At 60.0% G+C, this 17,298-nt stretch carries 20 protein-coding genes and 1 pseudogene; 7 read left to right on the top strand and 14 right to left on the bottom strand.

Going from position 1 to position 17,298, the window contains the following annotated elements; all coding sequences use genetic code 11:
- Positions 1-72 precede the first annotated feature (72 nt).
- On the top strand, positions 73-564 hold the full coding sequence (locus ACFJIU_RS12020) for an Lrp/AsnC family transcriptional regulator (protein ID WP_054313024.1): 492 nt from the start codon (positions 73-75) through the stop codon (positions 562-564).
- 19 nt (positions 565-583) lie between these two features.
- Here ACFJIU_RS12020 and ACFJIU_RS12015 read toward each other — a convergent pair whose 3' ends face one another.
- The 11 genes from ACFJIU_RS12015 to rhtA all read right to left on the bottom strand — a co-directional run bounded on the left by ACFJIU_RS12015 (position 584) and on the right by rhtA (position 9,670).
- Positions 584-1,288 (bottom strand): DNA alkylation repair protein, encoded by a 705-nt coding sequence (locus ACFJIU_RS12015; RefSeq protein ID WP_379071591.1) that lies wholly within the window; start codon positions 1,286-1,288, stop codon positions 584-586.
- A gap of 5 nt (positions 1,289-1,293) precedes the next feature.
- Positions 1,294-1,725, bottom strand: coding sequence for a cell envelope integrity protein TolA (locus ACFJIU_RS12010; protein WP_379071588.1), 432 nt, complete (start codon positions 1,723-1,725; stop codon positions 1,294-1,296).
- Position 1,726: 1 nt separating this feature from the next.
- Positions 1,727-2,596: an NAD(P)-dependent oxidoreductase gene (locus ACFJIU_RS12005; protein WP_379071586.1), complete on the bottom strand. Its 870-nt coding sequence runs from the start codon at positions 2,594-2,596 to the stop codon at positions 1,727-1,729.
- A gap of 95 nt (positions 2,597-2,691) precedes the next feature.
- On the bottom strand, positions 2,692-3,516 hold the full coding sequence (locus ACFJIU_RS12000) for an ABC transporter permease (RefSeq protein WP_379071583.1): 825 nt from the start codon (positions 3,514-3,516) through the stop codon (positions 2,692-2,694).
- Entirely contained in the window at positions 3,513-4,226 is a 714-nt protein-coding gene (locus ACFJIU_RS11995; RefSeq protein ID WP_144377515.1) for an ABC transporter permease, read from the bottom strand. Before ACFJIU_RS11995 ends, ACFJIU_RS12000 begins: the two co-directional genes overlap by 4 nt.
- 109 nt (positions 4,227-4,335) lie before the next feature.
- Positions 4,336-5,121, bottom strand: a complete 786-nt coding sequence (locus ACFJIU_RS11990) for an ABC transporter substrate-binding protein (protein ID WP_379071580.1) — start codon at positions 5,119-5,121, stop codon at positions 4,336-4,338.
- A 201-nt stretch (positions 5,122-5,322) separates the two neighbouring features.
- Entirely contained in the window at positions 5,323-5,832 is a 510-nt protein-coding gene (gene mobB, locus ACFJIU_RS11985) for a molybdopterin-guanine dinucleotide biosynthesis protein B (protein ID WP_379071578.1), read from the bottom strand.
- Positions 5,829-6,461 carry a molybdenum cofactor guanylyltransferase MobA gene (mobA, locus tag ACFJIU_RS11980; protein WP_379071575.1) on the bottom strand — a complete coding sequence of 211 codons (633 nt, stop codon included), beginning with the start codon at positions 6,459-6,461 and terminating at the stop codon, positions 5,829-5,831. Before mobA ends, mobB begins: the two co-directional genes overlap by 4 nt.
- Before the next feature lie 28 nt (positions 6,462-6,489).
- The gene (locus ACFJIU_RS11975) at positions 6,490-7,410 is read right to left on the bottom strand and encodes a DMT family transporter (RefSeq protein ID WP_379071572.1); all 921 of its coding nucleotides are present in this window, start codon (positions 7,408-7,410) and stop codon (positions 6,490-6,492) included.
- 187 nt (positions 7,411-7,597) lie between these two features.
- The gene (moaA, locus tag ACFJIU_RS11970; RefSeq protein ID WP_379071569.1) at positions 7,598-8,605 is read right to left on the bottom strand and encodes a GTP 3',8-cyclase MoaA; all 1,008 of its coding nucleotides are present in this window, start codon (positions 8,603-8,605) and stop codon (positions 7,598-7,600) included.
- 162 nt (positions 8,606-8,767) lie between these two features.
- Complete coding sequence (rhtA, locus tag ACFJIU_RS11965) at positions 8,768-9,670, bottom strand: threonine/homoserine exporter RhtA (protein ID WP_379071566.1); 903 nt, start codon at positions 9,668-9,670, stop codon at positions 8,768-8,770.
- A 105-nt stretch (positions 9,671-9,775) separates the two neighbouring features.
- Here rhtA and ACFJIU_RS11960 point away from each other — a divergent pair, with 105 nt between their 5' ends.
- From ACFJIU_RS11960 to ACFJIU_RS11950, 3 genes are all read left to right on the top strand, one after another.
- Positions 9,776-10,261 carry an Lrp/AsnC family transcriptional regulator gene (locus ACFJIU_RS11960; protein WP_379071563.1) on the top strand — a complete coding sequence of 162 codons (486 nt, stop codon included), beginning with the start codon at positions 9,776-9,778 and terminating at the stop codon, positions 10,259-10,261.
- A 90-nt stretch (positions 10,262-10,351) separates the two neighbouring features.
- The gene (locus tag ACFJIU_RS11955; protein WP_379071561.1) at positions 10,352-10,705 is read left to right on the top strand and encodes a gamma-butyrobetaine hydroxylase-like domain-containing protein; all 354 of its coding nucleotides are present in this window, start codon (positions 10,352-10,354) and stop codon (positions 10,703-10,705) included.
- Between the two features lie 63 nt (positions 10,706-10,768).
- Complete coding sequence (locus ACFJIU_RS11950; protein ID WP_379071558.1) at positions 10,769-11,380, top strand: pyridoxamine 5'-phosphate oxidase family protein; 612 nt, start codon at positions 10,769-10,771, stop codon at positions 11,378-11,380.
- A 33-nt stretch (positions 11,381-11,413) separates the two neighbouring features.
- On the opposite strand, the gene ACFJIU_RS11945 is transcribed toward ACFJIU_RS11950, so the two are convergent.
- Positions 11,414-11,866, bottom strand: a complete 453-nt coding sequence (locus ACFJIU_RS11945; RefSeq protein WP_379071555.1) for a MarR family winged helix-turn-helix transcriptional regulator — start codon at positions 11,864-11,866, stop codon at positions 11,414-11,416.
- 48 nt (positions 11,867-11,914) lie between these two features.
- Between ACFJIU_RS11945 and ACFJIU_RS11940 the strand changes: the two are divergent.
- A pseudogene (locus ACFJIU_RS11940) lies at positions 11,915-12,824 on the top strand (alpha/beta fold hydrolase).
- 21 nt (positions 12,825-12,845) lie between these two features.
- On the opposite strand, the gene ACFJIU_RS11935 reads toward ACFJIU_RS11940, so the two are convergent.
- Both ACFJIU_RS11935 and ACFJIU_RS11930 read right to left on the bottom strand, forming a co-directional pair.
- Entirely contained in the window at positions 12,846-13,241 is a 396-nt protein-coding gene (locus tag ACFJIU_RS11935; protein WP_379071552.1) for a rhodanese-like domain-containing protein, read from the bottom strand.
- 69 nt (positions 13,242-13,310) lie between these two features.
- Positions 13,311-13,943, bottom strand: a complete 633-nt coding sequence (locus ACFJIU_RS11930; protein WP_379073060.1) for a TetR/AcrR family transcriptional regulator — start codon at positions 13,941-13,943, stop codon at positions 13,311-13,313.
- Between the two features lie 100 nt (positions 13,944-14,043).
- Here ACFJIU_RS11930 and ACFJIU_RS11925 point away from each other — a divergent pair, with 100 nt between their 5' ends.
- Positions 14,044-14,790: a 3-oxoacyl-ACP reductase family protein gene (locus ACFJIU_RS11925; RefSeq protein WP_379071549.1), complete on the top strand. Its 747-nt coding sequence runs from the start codon at positions 14,044-14,046 to the stop codon at positions 14,788-14,790.
- A gap of 221 nt (positions 14,791-15,011) precedes the next feature.
- Complete coding sequence (locus tag ACFJIU_RS11920) at positions 15,012-16,907, top strand: murein L,D-transpeptidase (protein ID WP_379071546.1); 1,896 nt, start codon at positions 15,012-15,014, stop codon at positions 16,905-16,907.
- The last annotated feature ends 391 nt before the right edge of the window (positions 16,908-17,298 follow it).

Below are 17,298 nucleotides of genomic sequence, written 5' to 3'. Positions count from 1 at the left end.
GGCAGAATTCCTTTCTTGTCTGTGACAGAATTTCGAAGGAATATGGGGAAATATTTTCCTCGGGAGCCCAAGATGGATCGCCTTGATAGAAAAATCCTCCGCCTTTTGCAGGAGGACGCGACCCTTGCGGTCGCTGATGTAGCCAAGAAAGTCGGCCTGTCGACCACCCCTTGCTGGCGTCGCATCCAGAAGCTGGAGGAAGAGGGCGTCATCAAGCGTCGTGTCGCGTTGCTCGACCCGGAGAAGATCAACGCACGCGTGACGGTGTTTGTCTCGATCCGCACCAACTCACACAGCCATGAATGGCTGCGTCGCTTCTCGGAGGTCATCCAGGAGTTCCCGGAGGTGGTCGAGTTCTACCGCATGAGCGGCGACGTCGACTATCTGCTGCGTGTCGTGGTGCCCGATATCGCCGCCTATGATGCCTTCTACAAACGCCTGATCGCCAAGATTGAAATCCGCGATGTCTCGTCGGTCTTTGCGATGGAGCAGATCAAGTTCACCACCGAAATGCCGCTGGACTACATGACGCTCGATCGCGAGGCGGGCCAGAGCGCGGCCTGATCGTTCGTTCGGGCCGCCATCAGCCGCGCTTGGCCAGTCTTTGCAGTATCTTCGGATTGGTCAACTCACGCACGGCATCCTTGCCGATCCAGCGTTCGGTCTTGTCAGAGGAGGCAGCCAGTTTTTCCGCCAAGGCAAGCGCTGGGAGATGCAACGACATCGAGCGCTTGCCGATCTGCCGCAGCGCCCAGTTGACCGCCTTCTTGACGAAGTTGCGGCTGTCCCCCGAATACCTTTCAATCAACGGAAGCAGGTTCTCGAATGTGGCGTCCGGCTCCTTCTTGCGATGAACGGATGCCCAGGCGATCATGGAAAAAGCTGCGCGACGGACGAATTCGCGCTCGTCTTCAGCGAACTCGGTGATGAGCGGCTGCCAATGTTCGGTGTCGACGAAAAGATCTGTGACACCGTCGACGATGTCCCAGGAATCGAAGGTGGACGCCCAAGTCCTTGCGTCGTTTGCAGAAAAGCGCTTTGGATCAACCGTAGCCGAGGCGATGAACTGCGCCTCGACGATGCCACTCTCCCAAAGCTCGAAAGCGCGCTCATGATTGCGCTTGATCTTCCGGGCGATCTCGCGCTGAGGACCATGCGGAACGCCGAGCGCACGCTCGACCTTGATGCCGAACCGCTGCATGCCCTCGCGGTTTGCCTCGGAGGCGAGGGTGTGCAGATAGGCAAGGATTTCCGCGGCGGTTGAGGTGGGAGAAAGTGGGTTCGTCATGCTCTTCAGCGCAGCCCGCGCGGCTCGAAGGTGAGCGTGATTTCCCGCCAGTTTTCGTATGGAGCCAATTTCGCCAGACCAGGAAAGGGTGAACATTTCCGGATGGCCGATATCGCGTGCCGAACAACCGCCGCGCGTCTTCCGTCCTGTTGTGTTGCGATGATCCTGGGAGGGTTTGTGACCTCGCCCTTGTCATCGAGTTCGATACGCACATCAGCCTCGTGGCCGGCCAGCAGCGGAGTTCCTGCTATCCGTCCCCGTCGGTCTAGCTGAAATGTTATGAACACAGCGCCGATTCCCGCCGTGCCGGCCGGAGGATTCCAGCAGCGCGCAACTTGATCGCGCAAATAGTCGGCGACGACCTTGTTTGGCTCGGCGTTGGCCGGACAAGCCGCCAGGAAGAGCGCCGTCAGAAGCAACGGCGCCCGACCCATCATGCTACTTCTCCAGGCGCGCGAGCAGCGAGGAGGTATCCCAGCGGCTGCCGCCCATGGCCTGCACGTCCTTGTAGAATTGGTCGACCAGGGCTGTAACCGGCAGCTTTGCGCCGTTGCGGTCGGCTTCCGCCAGGCAGATACCGAGGTCCTTGCGCATCCAGTCGACTGCGAAGCCGAAATCATACTTGCCGGCATTCATCGTCTTGTGGCGGTTTTCCATCTGCCATGAACCTGCCGCCCCCTTGGAGATGACATCCACCACTTTTTCGACGTCCAGCCCTGATTTCTTGCTGAAATGGATGGCTTCGGCGAGACCCTGGACAAGGCCGGCGATGCAGATCTGATTGATCATTTTCGTGAGCTGGCCGGCGCCGACCGGTCCCATCAGGCCGACCATGCGCGCAAAAGCCGAAATGACGGGTTTGGCCCTTTCGAAGGCATCATCTGCACCGCCCACCATGACGGTGAGCACGCCGTTTTCGGCCCCGGCCTGTCCGCCGGAGACCGGCGCGTCGAGGAAGAAGAAACCACGTTTTTCAGCCTCCGAGGCCAGTTCGCGCGCGACCTCGGCGGAGGCCGTGGTGTTGTCGACGAAAATCGCCCCCTTCTTCATCCCGTGAAATGCACCGTCCGCGCCGATGGTGACGGAGCGCAGATCGTCGTCGTTGCCGACGCAGGAAAAGACGAAATCCTTGCCTTCCGCTGCTTGCTTCGGCGTGAGCGCCATGGCCCCGCCATGCTCGGCAACCCATTTCTCGGCCTTGGCGGCGGTACGATTGTAGACGGTCACGTCGTGACCGCCCTTGTTCTTGAGATGCCCGGCCATCGGATAACCCATCACGCCGAGGCCAAGATATGCCACCACTGCCATGCCAGAAGTCCCTTTTGTTCGCTGTGCGGAAGTCTTAGCCGATCACAGCGGATTTGGGCAATTTCCAGTTTGGTCCACAGCGCGTCGCATTTCGATCAGCGACGCAGGTGGCGGGTGATGCGCTGTTCGATCCATTCGATGGCGTGGCGCAGCACCTCGACCATGATGAGGTAGAAGATTGCCGCCCAGACGTAGGCCTGGAAGTCGAACGTGCGAGAATAGGTGAGGCGCGTGATGCCCATCAGGTCGTAGACCGTGATGATGGCAACGATGGCCGAGCCCTTGATCATCAGGATCACTTCGTTGCCGTAGGGGCGAAGCGCGACAATCAATGCCTGCGGCAGGATGATCTGGCGCAATGTCTGCAGTTTGTGCAGACCGAGCGATGCTGCTCCCTCCCATTGTCCTCTTGGGACGCTTTCGATGGCGCCGCGCAGGATTTCGGCCTGATAGGCCGCCGTGTTGAGTGCGAAGGCGAAGACCGCACAGTTGAAGGCTTCGCGGAAGAAACCCCACAGACCAACCATCTCGAGTTGCGGCCGGAACGAGCCGAGGCCGTAATAGATCAGGAAGGTCTGGGCAAGCAGCGGCGTACCGCGGAAGAAATAGACATAGGCGTAGGCGATGGCGGAGAGGATGGTGTTCTTCGACATGCGCATATACGCGATCGGGATAGACAGCACTGCGCCGACCGCACACGAAATCGCCACCAGCTTCAAGGTGACAAGAATGCCCGACCAGTACCCCGGGGCATACTTCTGAATAAGTTCAGGGTTCCAGGATGTAGCAAGGAACCACACCAGTCCGAGACCCAGAAGCGCCCAGAGTGCAAGCAGAGCATGGCCAGTTATGCGTGCCTTTGTCCAACCACGAGGCGGCTCTGGCGGCCTCTCTACTGTGGCGATGTCAGCAGCACTCATCGCGAGGCCTCCCGTCGTCCGACTGCGCGTTCGATGGCGTTGATGCCGAAGGAGGAGATGATGGCGAGCACCAGATAGATCAGCGCTGCATAACCGAAGAACAGGAATGCGTGTTTGGTGACGCGCGCGGCGACACCAGTCTCGCGCAAAATATCGTTGAGGCCGACGGCAGAAACGAGTGCGGTGTCCTTGAGCAGGATCAGCCATAGATTGGCGAGGCCGGGCAGGGCGATACGGACCAATTGCGGCAGGACAACAAGCCTCATGGTTTGGTTCTTCGTGAGGCCGACTGCGTAGCCGCCTTCATACTGGCCATGCGGAATGGCGCGAAACGCCGACAGGAAGACCTCGCTGGCATAGGATGAAAAGACGACGCCGAGCGCGATCATGCCGGATACGAAGGCATTGACCTCGACGGTCGCGGTCGGATTGAAAAGCTGCACGAGTTTCTGCAGGGCGATCTGCGCCCCGAAAAACACGAGAAACAGCGTCAACAGTTCCGGCAGGCCGCGGAAGATGGTGGTGTAGAGATTGCCGGCAAGCCTGAGGGACGGTTCCTTCGACTGCTTGGCCAATGCAATCAGAAAACCGATCGCAAGTCCGACAGGCAAGGTGGCAATCGCCAGTGCGATCGTGACCAAAACGCCATTGAAGATATTATCCGACCAGCCGTCCGGTCCCCAACTCAGAAGCGTCCAAACGCTTTCCATACGCCCGCCTGTTCCCCTTTTTGAACCCGCCGTGTCGTCCCCTCATGACATGGCTGGCCAGACAAGAAAGGCGGGGTGTCCCCGCCTTTCTGCTTCAACAATCAATCGATCAGGAATCGGCGCCGTAGACGTCGAACTTGAAGTATTTCTCGTTGATTTCCTTGTACTTGCCGTTGGCGCGGATGGTCTTGATGGCGGCGTTGAGCTTGTCCTTGAGTTCGGTGTCGCCCTTGCGGATGGCAATACCGGCACCTTCACCGAAGATTTCGACCGGCTGCGGTTCAGGCTGGCCAAGCAGCTTGCAGCAGGCGCCGTCCTGGGTTTCGAGCCACTGGCTGAGCACGACGATATCGTCCTCAACCGCATCGAGACGGCCGTTGGCGAGGTCGAGCTGGTATTCCTGAGCGGTCGGATAAGGCTTGACGGTCGAGTCCGTGAAGGTCTTCGACGCGTAGTTGAAGTGGGTGGTCGAAGACTGCGTGCCGATGGTCTTGCCAGCGAGGTCTTCCTTCTTCACACCCTTCAGCGTGCTGTCCTTCGGCACGGCGATGGCCGACGGCGTGTTGTAATACTTGTTGGTGAAGTCGACCTTCTGCTTGCGCTCTTCGGTGATCGACATGGACGCCACAATGGCGTCGAATTTGCCGGCCTGCAGGGCAGGTATGATGCCGTCCCAGTCCTGAGCCACGAATTCGCACTTGACCTTCATTTCGTCGCAGAGCGCCTGGGCGATATCGATGTCAAAACCGACGAGCTTGCCGTCGGCGGTCAGGTTGTTGAAGGGCGGGTAGGCGCCTTCGGTGCCGATCTTGACGACCTTCTCCTGGGCCTGGGCGGCGCCCAACGCCAGCATGATCGCTGACGTGGCGAGCGCGATACGCATTGCAATACGCATGATGATCCTCTCTGTTGGTCCCGGCCGCTGTCCAGGCGGCTCGTTCGGGCGGAGCTGTTGACCGCCCGCTGGTCCAAATACTGGAACTTTTTGCCAAGTGAAAGCAACTGCAAAACCGCCGATAATGTCTTTCAGCATCGGCAAAAATACGTGAGTTTTGCACATATCGTTGGGGAAGCGTCTGCTTCTCGGCAGGTCAGGTCAGCCGTTGAGGCCGACTCGCCGTTCGATGAAGTCGGCTATCGAAGCGACGTCATCGAGGTCGAAAACAGGCAGCGTCTCATTCGCCTGGGGATGGTCCGCCGCGACGGCTACGATGCTGGGGTCGGACGGGGCGAGTGGCGTGCGGTCCTTTGCACCGGTACGCCGTGCCTCGATCTTCAAATGATTCTCGCGTTTGTAGCCTTCGACAATGACGATATCAGCCGGCCCCAGTCTTTCGAGAATATCGGCAAGTTTTGGCTCTTCTTCGCCACGCAATTCGTGCATCAGCGCCCAGCGACGGCCTGAGACGATGGCGACTTCGCTGGCGCCTGCCTGGCGGTGACGGAAGGAGTCGGCACCTTCCTTGTCGATGTCGAAGTCGTGATGGGCATGCTTCACAGTCGAGACGCGCCACCCCCGTCGTACCAGCTCAGCCACCAGTTTTTCGGTCAGAGTCGTCTTGCCGGAATTCTTCCAGCCGGTGATGCCGAAGACGGGATTGGTCATGCGGGAATCTCTTTGAGGATTCGCTCTGCTTCGACAAGGTCGGCGGGCGTGTTGATGTTGAAGAACGGGTCGAGTGTGCCCGAGCGCAGCGGTTGCAAGGGAAAGTCCACCTCCAGGAAGCGATGGCGCTCGATGAAAGACAGGACGCGACGGTTGCCTTCCTCGACAAGGAAGTGACGCAGCGGTTCACTCAGCCCGGCCGGCCAGAGTGCGAAAGTCGGATGCAGGCGGCCTGAAGAACGGGCCACGGCGATGGTCTCATCACGCCCATCGATCGCGGCCAGCAGCTTGGCTACCAGGTTTTGAGGAAGGAACGGCGTGTCGGCAGCGACTGTGGCGATGATCGGAGCCTTCGTGGTTGCGTCAGCCCACTCCAGTCCGGTCAGAACGCCGGCGAGGGGGCCCGGAAAGCCTGTGACCGCGTCGGCCAGTATCGAATGCTGGAAGGCCGAAAAGCGGGTGGGATCGCCGTTGGCGTTAAGCGCAAGAGAGCCGACTTGCGGCGCGAAGCGGGCCGTCACCCGATCAAGAATGGATTGGTCACCCAGCGACAGCAGACCCTTGTCGCCACCGCCCATACGGCTCGACAGTCCCCCGGCCAGAATGACCCCGGCAACTTCGACACTCATGGCACTTCGCCTCCCTGCGGTGCTTTCGTTATATGCCGTCCGGCTCCATCGTGGGTCCAGTGCTTTCGACGGCATTGCGCGGCCTTCCGACGACACGCTCGCGGTAGAAGGTATAGATGCCGGAGGCAACGACGACGGCTGAACCCAGCAGCATCGCGGAATCGGGAATGTCGCTGAAGACGATTAACCCAAGCAGCATCGACCACAGAAGTGCGGTGTAGCGGTAGGGCGCAACGAAGGAAACGTCGCCGGTGCGCATCGACAGAATGACGAACTGGTAGCCGATCAGGACGAGTACGGCGGCGACGGCAAGCAAGGTCAGGTCGGGGCCGGACATCGTCGTCCATCCGCCCATCGGGACGAGCAGCAAGGCACCGAGGATTGTGATGATCATCGCCGTGGTGGTCGAGACCAGCAAGGTCGGGATTTCCGTAGGAATCTTCTTGGTGACGAGATCCCTGACCATGCAGCAAACGACACTTGCCAGGGCCAGCAGCGAATAGGGACTAAAACCCTCGAAGCCCGGTCGAACGACGATCATCACGCCGAAAAATCCCATCACGATGGCGAGCCAGCGGCGCCAGCCGACCCCCTCACCAAAGAACAGCGCTGCACCCATGGTGACCGCCAGTGGCAAAGCCTGCATGACGGCAGAGACATTGGCGAGTGGCAGATGCGCAAGCGCAAGCAGGAAACTGAGCGTGCCACCCGATTCAGCGAGCGCTCTCACCGCCACCAGCGGGTGAAAGGCGAGGCGTGGCGTCGCGAGTGCGCCTTGTCGCCAGGCAAGCAAGGCGATCAAGGTCGAGGCGAAGAGGCCACGTACCAGCATCACTTGCGCCATGTTCATCGAGGCGGAGGAATGTTTGGTGATGGCGTCGTTGAAGGCAAAACCGATCATCGCCACGATCATGTAGACGGCGCCGCGAAGATTGGGCGAAAGGGGCAAGGTTGATCCTGTCGGCCAAAGCAATTCCAGGAAAAGTGCGTCCGGAATTGCGTCAAGACAAAGAGTTAGAGCGTTTCAGCGTTTCCGTGAAAAAAGGGAAACGCTCCAGGTTCGAAACCCTCTATCACCGGTGGGGTCATCGGCAATGATAAAGCGATGGGCCAGGGATTGGCGTCAGGATCGCGTCCTAACCGCCGGTAACGCTCATGTGGCGCGACACGGACGGACGATTGGTGCGGCGGTCGATGACGAAGTCGTGCCCTTTGGGCTTGCGACCGATTGCTTCATCGATGACGTTCGAAACCAACTCATTGCCTTCGGACGCACGCAGCGGCGTACGCAGATCGGCGGCATCCTCCTGGCCCAGGCACATATAGAGCGTGCCGGTACAGGTAAGGCGCACACGATTGCAGCTTTCGCAGAAATTATGCGTCATCGGCGTAATGAAGCCGAGCCTGCCACCGGTTTCTGCGACTTCGACATAGCGGGCAGGGCCGCCGGTCTTGTAGGGTATGTCCTTCAGCGTGAAGCTGCGCTCCAGTTCGGCGCGCATCAGCGACAGCGGCAGATATTGGTCGGTACGGTCGCCGTCTATTTCCCCCATTGGCATGGTCTCGATCAGCGTCAGGTCCATGCCGCGGCCGTTGGCCCAGCGCAACATGTCGGGGATTTCCCGGTCGTTGAAACCCTTCAGGGCCACCGCATTGAGCTTCACCTTGATGCCGGCGGCTTGAGCCGCGTCAATGCCGGCCATCACCTTGCCGAGATGGCCCCAGCGCGTAATGGCGTGAAACTTGTCAGCGTCGAGTGTATCCAGCGAAACATTGATGCGGCGCACGCCGCAATCTGCCAGTTCGGCGGCGAAGCGCGCCAACTGCGAACCGTTGGTCGTCAGCGTCAGCTCTTCCAGGGCGCCGCTTTCGAGGTGACGCGACAGCTCGCGCACCAGATGCATGATGTTCTTGCGAACCAGCGGTTCGCCACCGGTCAATCGCAGCTTGCGAACGCCTTTTTCGATAAAGACGGTGCAGAGCCGATCAAGTTCCTCCAGCGTCAGAAGGTCTTTCTTCGGCAGGAAAGCCATGTCCTCGGCCATGCAATAAACGCAGCGGAAATCACAGCGGTCGGTAACAGACACGCGCAAATAGCTGATCGTGCGACCAAAAGGATCGATCATGGAGTTGGCAAATTGCATTCAGTCGCCTTCAGTCCGCCGTCACTGCAATCAGAAAGGGTTTGATGAATGTCGGGCCTTGATAGCAATCTTTCAAGCCCGGCAAAGGGTGCCATTTGGTATCATTCCCCATCCGTCAGACGCAACCACAGTAATGTCGCGCCTGGGATATCCCGTGGTAGCTCAGCCCAGATTGAGCGGTTCGGGCGGCGACTGGTTGCGCATTGCCGTCATTGTAGCGCCGACCGAGGCGGCAACGATCATGGCGATCGCGCACCATTGCAACATTGGCAGTGCTTCCCCGAGCAGGAACAGGCCCACCATGGCTCCAGCCGCCGGCTCGCCGCTGGTCAGCGTGCCGTAGGTCTGTGCCGGCAGATGGCGCAGGGCAAACATTTCCAGCGTGTACGGAAACGCGCTGGAAAGGACGGCCACCACAGTTCCGATCAGAAGCACATCGGGTTGGAAGAGAGCCGTACCCGCATGCGCAAGGCCGATTGGCGCGACCGCAAATGCGGCCACGGCCATTCCAAGCGACGTGGCGAGTGCGCCGTACTCCTGTCCGGCTCGCTTGCCGGCAACGATGTAGAGCGCCCAGCATCCGCCGGCGCCCAGTGCCAGCAGGACGCCGGTCGGATCGACATTGGTGACGCTGTCGCTCATCGGCAGCAGCAGGAGCAGCCCTCCGGCGGCAAGCGTCACCCACAGCAGGTCAATCTTCCTGCGCGATGACACGATTGCCACCGTCAGAGGACCGGTGAATTCCAGCGCGATTGCGATGCCGAGAGGAAGTGTCTGGATCGACATGTAAAACAGCAGATTCATGCCACCCATCGACAGGCCGTAGAAAACGACTGATCGCCATGACGTGGCCGAAAGCCGGACGCGCCAAGGCCGCAGGACTGCGAACAGGATCAGTGCTCCGATCGACAAACGCAGCGCTGTCGTTCCCTCGGCGCCGACGACGGGAAAGAGTTGTTTGGCGAGCGATGCTCCCGAGGTGAAGGAAAGCATGGCCACAATCAGCGCACCTACAGGCACCAGGAGCGTTGTTGGAGTTTCAGCCTGTCTGATTGCTGTTGTCATCGCGGTCCCCGCAGGTTTTTCCGGACCGGAAACTAGCTTTGCCGCTCGCCAAAGGTGATCGATTTTTGCTATTTCGTGATAAAAATTATCATTGCGAGATTGTCGATGACACAAAACATCGTGCTTGATCAGGCCGACAGACGGATTCTCGAGCAGCTCCAGATCGACGCGCGGATTCCGGTCCCGGTACTGGCCGAGCGTGTCGGTCTCTCCGCGCCAGCATGCTACCGGCGTATTCGGCACCTGCGTGAGAATGGCACAATCCAGCGTGAAGTGGCGGTCGTCGCACCCCGCACACTGGGATGGCCGCTTTCGATGATCGTTCTGGTGACACTCGAGCGGGAGGGTTCGCGCACCATCCATGAACTGCTGCGCAAGATTGAGGCCGAGCCGCAGGTGATCGAAGGCTGGCAGATCACCGGGGAATACGACTTTGCGGTGAAGATCGTGGCACGCGACATGGAAAGCTACGACAATCTGGCGCACCGCCTGTTTGCCAGTGACGAGCGGGTACGGACTTTCGTAACGCTCGTGGTGATCCGCAGCACGAAAAAGTCGGGCTTCATTCCAATCGGCAAGGAAGTTTCCTGATTTCAACCATTGGGTCAATGGTCGCCAGAGCTGCGGTCTTCCCAACATCGACGAACAGGCGTAGTCGGAAGCCATCCACGAGGGACGCCCATGACTGCTCCGAAGGAACTTCGGGTCTCCAAGGACCGGAAACTGCTGACGGTGACATTTCCTGACCATCGGCCATTCGAACTGCCGGCGGAACTGTTGCGCGTGCTTTCACCCTCTGCGGAAGTGCAGGGCCATGCACCCGAGCAACGCGTCACTGTGCCGGGCAAGCGCGAGGTCGCCATCCTCAAGATCGAACCAGTGGGCAACTACGCGGTCCGCATAACGTTTGACGATTTCCACGACACCGGTATTTTCACCTGGACCTACCTGCATACGCTCGGCCACGAAAAAGAAAGCCGGTGGCAAAGCTATCTCGATGAACTGACGACGAAGGGATTGGGCAGGGATCGTTAGCCGGATCTGTCGTCAAATTGTCATGCGGTCGCGATAGCCGCAGGCTTCACGGAGCAAGGACCGATGTCGATCATAGAGACCGTAGAGCAGTTGGAGGCACTCTATGGGCTTCCTGGCGAAGCCTCGCTGGTCAAGGAACTCGATCACGTCATTCCCGAATACGCTGCCTTCATCGAAGCTTCACCCTTCGTCGCTCTCGCCACATCGGGGCCTGAAGGATTGGATTGTTCGCCACGCGGCGATCTGGCTGGTTTCGTGCGCCTTCATGATCCGAAGACGCTGATGATGCCCGATCGCCGCGGCAACAACCGCGCCGATTCGCTACGAAACATCATTCGGGATCCCCGCGTCGGACTGCTCTTCCTCGTGCCGGGCTCGGGAACGACCTTGCGCGTGAACGGCACGGCTTCCATCACCACCGATGCCGAACTGTGCGCTTCCTTCACCATCGAAGGAAAGCCGGCGCGCTCGGTCACGATCGTCGCAGTCGAGACGGTCTATTTCCAGTGCGCCCGAGCCATCCATCGCTCCGATCTGTGGAACGCGAACAAGCATGTCGATCCCAAGAGCCTGCCGACGCCCGGGCAGATGCTGGAGATCACGAGTTGCAAGAGCATCGACGGTAGCGCCTACGACAAGGATTGGCCCGAACGGGCGAAGAAGTCGATGTGGTGAAGGCCGAAATCCCGGCCATAGCGACGGCGGACGCTATTCGATCTTCATGGCTTCAGTGATGCGCAGCATCATCGCGCCCATGCGATCGCATTCGGCCGGCGTCGACTGTGCCATCACGCGCTCGATCAGCGTCGTATAGACGCGCAATGCCTCCATCAGGAGGCCTTCACCGCTTTCGGTGAGGGTCAGGCGCATCACCCGCTTGTCCTTGGCGTCGTTCTCGCGCGTCACCAAACCCCGGGCTTCGAGTTGCGGCAACAGCATCGTGATGTTGGATCGCCCCACCAGCAGCCTGCGGGCAAGATCATGCTGCGACATGCCGGGATGCCGATAGAGGTTCATCAGCATGTCCAACTGCGCGATTTTCAGGTCGAGAGGCTGCAGCGCCTTGCTAAGCGCCGCCACCACGGCCTTTTCGGCGCGCACGAGCGCGATCCAGTTTCGGAATCGCGGATTGTCCCAAGGCAAGTCTTGTTTTTTGTTCATTCTTGAACTAACATGTTCACGGTTGAACTATTCTGTTGGATCGCCACTATGGCATCATTTGGTTTGAAGGTCATCCGCGGCCTGTTTGGCTTCGGCGAGCGCATCGCTCCCGGTTTGGCAGGCCGCGCCGCGTTCGAAGTGTTCTGTCGCACGCCCAATGTCAACAAGGCGAGTGATGGCGAGCGCCGTGCCATCGACCGCGCTGCCGATTTCATGGCCGGAGCGCGTCATCATCGGTTGAAGACAAAGGCAGGATGCGTGGTCGTGCACGAATTCCGCCCGGACCAGGGCAGGGGATCGCGCGGCACGATTCTCGCCATCCATGGCTGGCGTTCGCGCACGGAATATATGCGCTCGCTGATCAGGGATTTCTCGAAGATGGCTACAGGGTGGTGTCTCTCGATCTGCCCGGTCATGGTGCTTCTTCCGGACGCCGGCTCAATATGGTCAATGCGGTCGAGGCAGCACGGCTTGCTGGCGATTGGTTTGGTCCTTTCGTTGCCACGGTCGGCCACTCCTTCGGCGGCGCCGTTGCAGCCAACGCCGCAGTCGGGTCGGTCAAAGGTTATCTGCCGGTCAATACGGAAAAGCTGGTTCTGATCGCGGCTCCAAGTTCGATACCCGATCTCTTCGCCGAGTTCAGCCGCCTGCTCAATGTCGGTCCGCGCTCGCAGACTGCTATGGCGGGGCGGGTGGAGCAGCTTGCCGGACGTCCGCTGAAGGAATTCCAGGGTGGCCGCCAACTCGCCGATGTGCCGGTTCCGACCCTGGTCATCCATGCACCTGACGACAAGGAGGTGTCAGCGCGACATGCCGATCTCTACGCAAGTGCCGGCGACCACGTTCGCCTGCATTGGGCAAATGGCCTCGGCCACCGCCGCATCCTGGCAGATCCTGTGTTGTCGAGAAAGCGGTTGCCTTCGCCGCGGAGCGCACCCGGCCAGAACTGGTGCATTGAGCAAGAGGAAGCTGCGTTCGTCTACTTCTTGCCTTCGGGCGCTTCTATCGGCAGCCCTGCATCCTTCCAGGCCGTGAAGCCGCCGAGGATATGTTTGACCGGGGTCAGGCCCATATCCTGCGCGGTCTTGGTGGCAAGCGCCGAGCGCCAACCGCCGGCGCAGAAGAAGACGAAGCTCTTTCCCGAAGCAAAATAGGCCTTGTGATACGGGCTGTCCGGATCGATCCAGAATTCCAACATGCCGCGAGGGCAGTGCCTGGCGCCAGGTATGCGTCCGCTTTGCTCGACTTCGCGGGGATCACGCAGGTCGACAAAGATCGTGCCATCGTCCTCCAGCAACGCCGCTGCCTCATCGGGCGAAACCGCCTCGATCTCGGCATTGGCCTCGTCCAGCATCTGGCGAAACCCTCTTTTCACGCTGCCCTCCGCAAGACCTCGACCTCGATGGCGTCCTTGCCGGATTTCCATCACACCATGACGGCTTTGTCACGAGCCATGCGGCGCATTGGCATTGGCCTTGTCCACCAGGGGTTGGAAGGCGGCCATGGCTCCATCGGCAACAGCGGCCAGTGCCTCCCGCGAGGCGCCGTCGCGCGCGATGATCGACATGCCATGCTGCGTTGTGCTGTAGAACAGGGCGGCCGCATCGCAGTCGAAACCGGCGGGCAGGTCGGCATCTTCCACGCTACGCTGGAATCGGCGGCGAAGGGCGTCGATATTTTCCGCGCGTCGGCGGCGCAACTCGCTGCAGATCGCGCCCGAGCTCGAATCCTGATGCAACGCGGCCAGTGCGATGAGGCAGCCCTGCGGGGAATCCGTCCTGGAATACGCTTCAACCGTGGCATTCAGAAAATCCCGCATCGCTGCATGCGCCGTCGGAGCGATCTCGACAGCGTCCCAGATCTCCTTGCCGACAACCTCGCCATAGTGGGCAATGGCTTCGAGGAACAGGCCTTCCTTGCTGCCAAAGGCTGCGTAGAGGCTGGGGCAGCCGATCCCCATTGCCGCTGTGAGATCATTCAGCGAGGAACCTTCATAGCCCTTTTTCCAGAATACCTGCATAGCCCGTTCCAGGGCCTCGGTACGGTCAAAGCCGCGTGGACGTCCACGATCCGCCATGGGATTTCCATTTCTGTATCGATCAATACATAAATGACTTGACGGCCTTGCGCAACCTTGCCAGATATTTCTGTATCGATCGATACAGAAAGGAACATCGATGACTTCCACCAAATTGCAAGGCAAGGCGGCTCTGGTAACTGGCGGCAGCCGGGGCATTGGCGCGGCCATCGCCCGTCGTCTCGCCGCTGAGGGTGCGGACGTTGCGATCACCTATGTGAACGGTTCCGAAAAGGCCGGGTCGGTCGTGGCGGAGATCAAAGCCAGCGGTCGCAGGGCTGTTGCGATCAAGGCCGACAATCGCGATGCCGATGCCGTCGAGCGGTCCGTGAAAGAGGCGGCCGAAGTGTTGGGGCGGCTGGACATCCTGGTCAACAGTGCCGGTATCTGGCGTGCGGAGCCGGTGGACAGCCTCTCGCTTGCCGACTTCGACGAGTCGATCGAGGTCAATCTTCGGGCGCCGTTCGTGGCATCGAAGGCCGCGGCCGCTCTGATGGGCGAGGGTGGTTCGATCATCTCGATCTCCAGCAACCTGGCCGATCGCATCACCGATCCGGGACTTGCCGCCTATTCCGCGAGCAAAGCAGGACTGGTCGGCCTGACCAAGGCCTTGGCACGCGACCTGGGCGCGCGCGGCATCACCGCCAACATCGTCAATCCAGGTTCGACCAATACGGACATGAATCCGGCCGACGGGCCGCACGCCGAACACCAGCGCCAGAAGATGGCGACACCGCGTTTCGGTGATGCGTCGGAAATCGCCAGCCTCGTCGCCTGGCTTGCCGGGCCGGAGAGCCGATTCGTCACCGGTTCCGCCTTCACCATCGACGGCGGCGCCAATACCTGACGCCACCGGTTTTCGTCGATTTTCGTGGATGTGGCGGTGCGGACCGTTTCCGTGCCGCCACACTGCTTTTGTGGAAGTGATCGGCCGATGCCGTCTTGTTTAACGAAGACTTAAACAAATGCGCGTGAAACGCTATGATCCTGTCACGGAACCGCCATGCGGATGATCAGCATGCTCACGGCGGAGTTTGGAGCCCGATGACGGGTCGGAGAGGGTGTTCCATGAAGTCGTTCGCGAAGAGATCCTTGTTGCTGCCGTTTGCGGCCTTGGCCGTGACGCTGCTGGGATCTCCTCACGCCAATGCGGAGGGCCTGTTTGACATGCTCTTCGGCGGTGACGTGCGCCGCGGGCCGCCTTCGATGAGCGACGGCGAATATGGCGATCCTTACAGGCGTCCTGCTCAGCGGCGGGGGGAATTTCCGCCGCCGCCCAACGCACGTAAGGCCGCCGCCATCGCCAAGATCACGGGTCCGACCTACAACACCTATAAAGCCGACCCGCTGGTGAGGGTCGACTTCTCGTCTTTGTCAGCTGCTCCACAGAACGCTGCGTTTGAGCCGGCACAGGCCGGTGATGCCTTCCATGAGGCGCTCGGCGGGCTGGCCGACTACGACTTGCGTGCCGAAGCGGCGAATGCCAAGGCGCTCGCCGCCTATTATGCCGCCAATCCCGATTTCATCTGGGTGACCAATACCGAGCCGAATGAGCGGGCCAGGCAGGCGATGCGTGTACTGGGCGATGCCGCAACCTATGGGCTGGCGCCGCAGGACTACCTGGTCGATGTACCGACCTCCGCCTCGACCGATCCGACGACGCGCGCGAAGGAGATGATCCGCTTCGAAATGGCACTGTCGGCACGTGTGCTGCGTTACATCGACGACGCCCAGGATGGGCGCATCGATCCGAACCGCATCTCCGGCTACTACGATTTCCCGGCAAAGCCTCTGGATCGGGAGGGCGCGCTCAAGACGCTTGCGCGCACGCAGGAGGTTGGCACCTATCTGGAATCGCGCCATCCGCAGAATGCCGAATATCAGGCGCTGCGTGTTGAACTCGAAGCACTCAAGGCGAGCGAGGAAAACGAGATCGTCGTCGATTCCAAACTGAAATTGAAACCTGGCGAAACAAGCGCGGAGTTGCCCAAGCTGCTGTCGCTGATCGCGCGGGATCTCGACGATGAGATGGGTGGCGATTACGGCGAAGTGCTGGCACGGCTTGTCACCAGCGAGGCTTATGTTCCGGAACTGGTGCCGGTGATCAAGGCGGCCCAGAAGAAGGCTGGCCAGAAGGATGACGGCGTCATTGGTCCGCGCACCGTTGCGGCTCTTGCAGGCACGTCCAAGGCGGATCGTGTCGCCAAGGTGCAGTATGCGCTTGAGGAACTGCGTTGGCATCCGTCCGAACTCGGAGACCCACGGGTCTTCATCAACCAGCCAGCCTTCAGTGCCAGCTACATCGAAGGCGGCCAGGAGAAGCTGAAAACGCGGACCGTCATCGGCAAGGTCGCCAACCAGACCAGTTTTTTCTATGATGAGATCGAACAGGTCGACTACAATCCCTATTGGGGGGTGCCGCAATCGATCCTGGTCAATGAAATGCTGCCGCGGCTGCGGCGCGATCCCGGCTATCTCGATCGCGCGGGATATGAGGTCTCGGATTCGCGCGGCAAGCGTATCCCGTCATCCTCGGTCGACTGGGGTGCATACGGCTCAAAGATCCCTTTCAACGTCCGTCAGCAGCCGAGCGAGGCCAATTCGCTGGGTGAGTTGAAGATTCTGTTCCCCAACAAGCACGCCATCTACATGCATGACACGCCGCAGAAGGCATTTTTCCAGCGCGACAATCGGGCACTGAGCCATGGCTGCGTGCGCCTGCAGGACCCACGCGGCATGGCCGCTGCCGTGCTTGGCACCTCGGTCGATTATGTCGCCGGCAAGCTGGCCAAGGGACATTCATCCGAAAAGGTGAGCCGCAAGATTCCTGTCTATGTCGCTTACTTCACCGCCTGGCCGGACATGTCTGGAAAGGTCGAGTTTTTTGACGATGTCTACGGCCGCGACGATCGCTTGCGGCAGGCCCTGGAAGCGGTAGCTGCGGTACGCGGGCCGGTTAGCTAGAGCATTTTGTAGCCAAGTGGAATCGCTTGGCGTTATAAAAAATGCGGTGAAAACAAAAGCTTAGAGCGTTTCCGCGTTTCCGTGAAAAACGGAAACGCTCTAGAAGAGCGGGGCGAACAGGCAATCCAGTTGCCGCAGCTGGCTGCTACTGGTTCCTATTTCCCTGCTTTGCGGTTTAGCTGGCCGCGATTTCCCGGGACGCCGGCGGAAGGAAGCTGGCGTTCGTTTTTCGCGCGATACCAGAATATTGCGACAACAACTTAGCCAGCTCAGTCCAGGTTTCCAGCCCTGAGCCATTGCCGACACAATGGCGTGGCGAAGCGGGTCAATGCGACGACAGGTCTTTGCCGACCCTAGCAGCGTGAAGGTTTTCGGCTTCATTGTTCGAAAT

It is taken from the genome of Mesorhizobium sp. UC74_2 (genome assembly GCF_042701485.1).
GTDB lineage: Bacteria > Pseudomonadota > Alphaproteobacteria > Rhizobiales > Rhizobiaceae > Mesorhizobium.
Note: the sequence above shows the minus strand (reverse complement) of the source record. Positions and strands in the feature narration are given on the sequence as shown.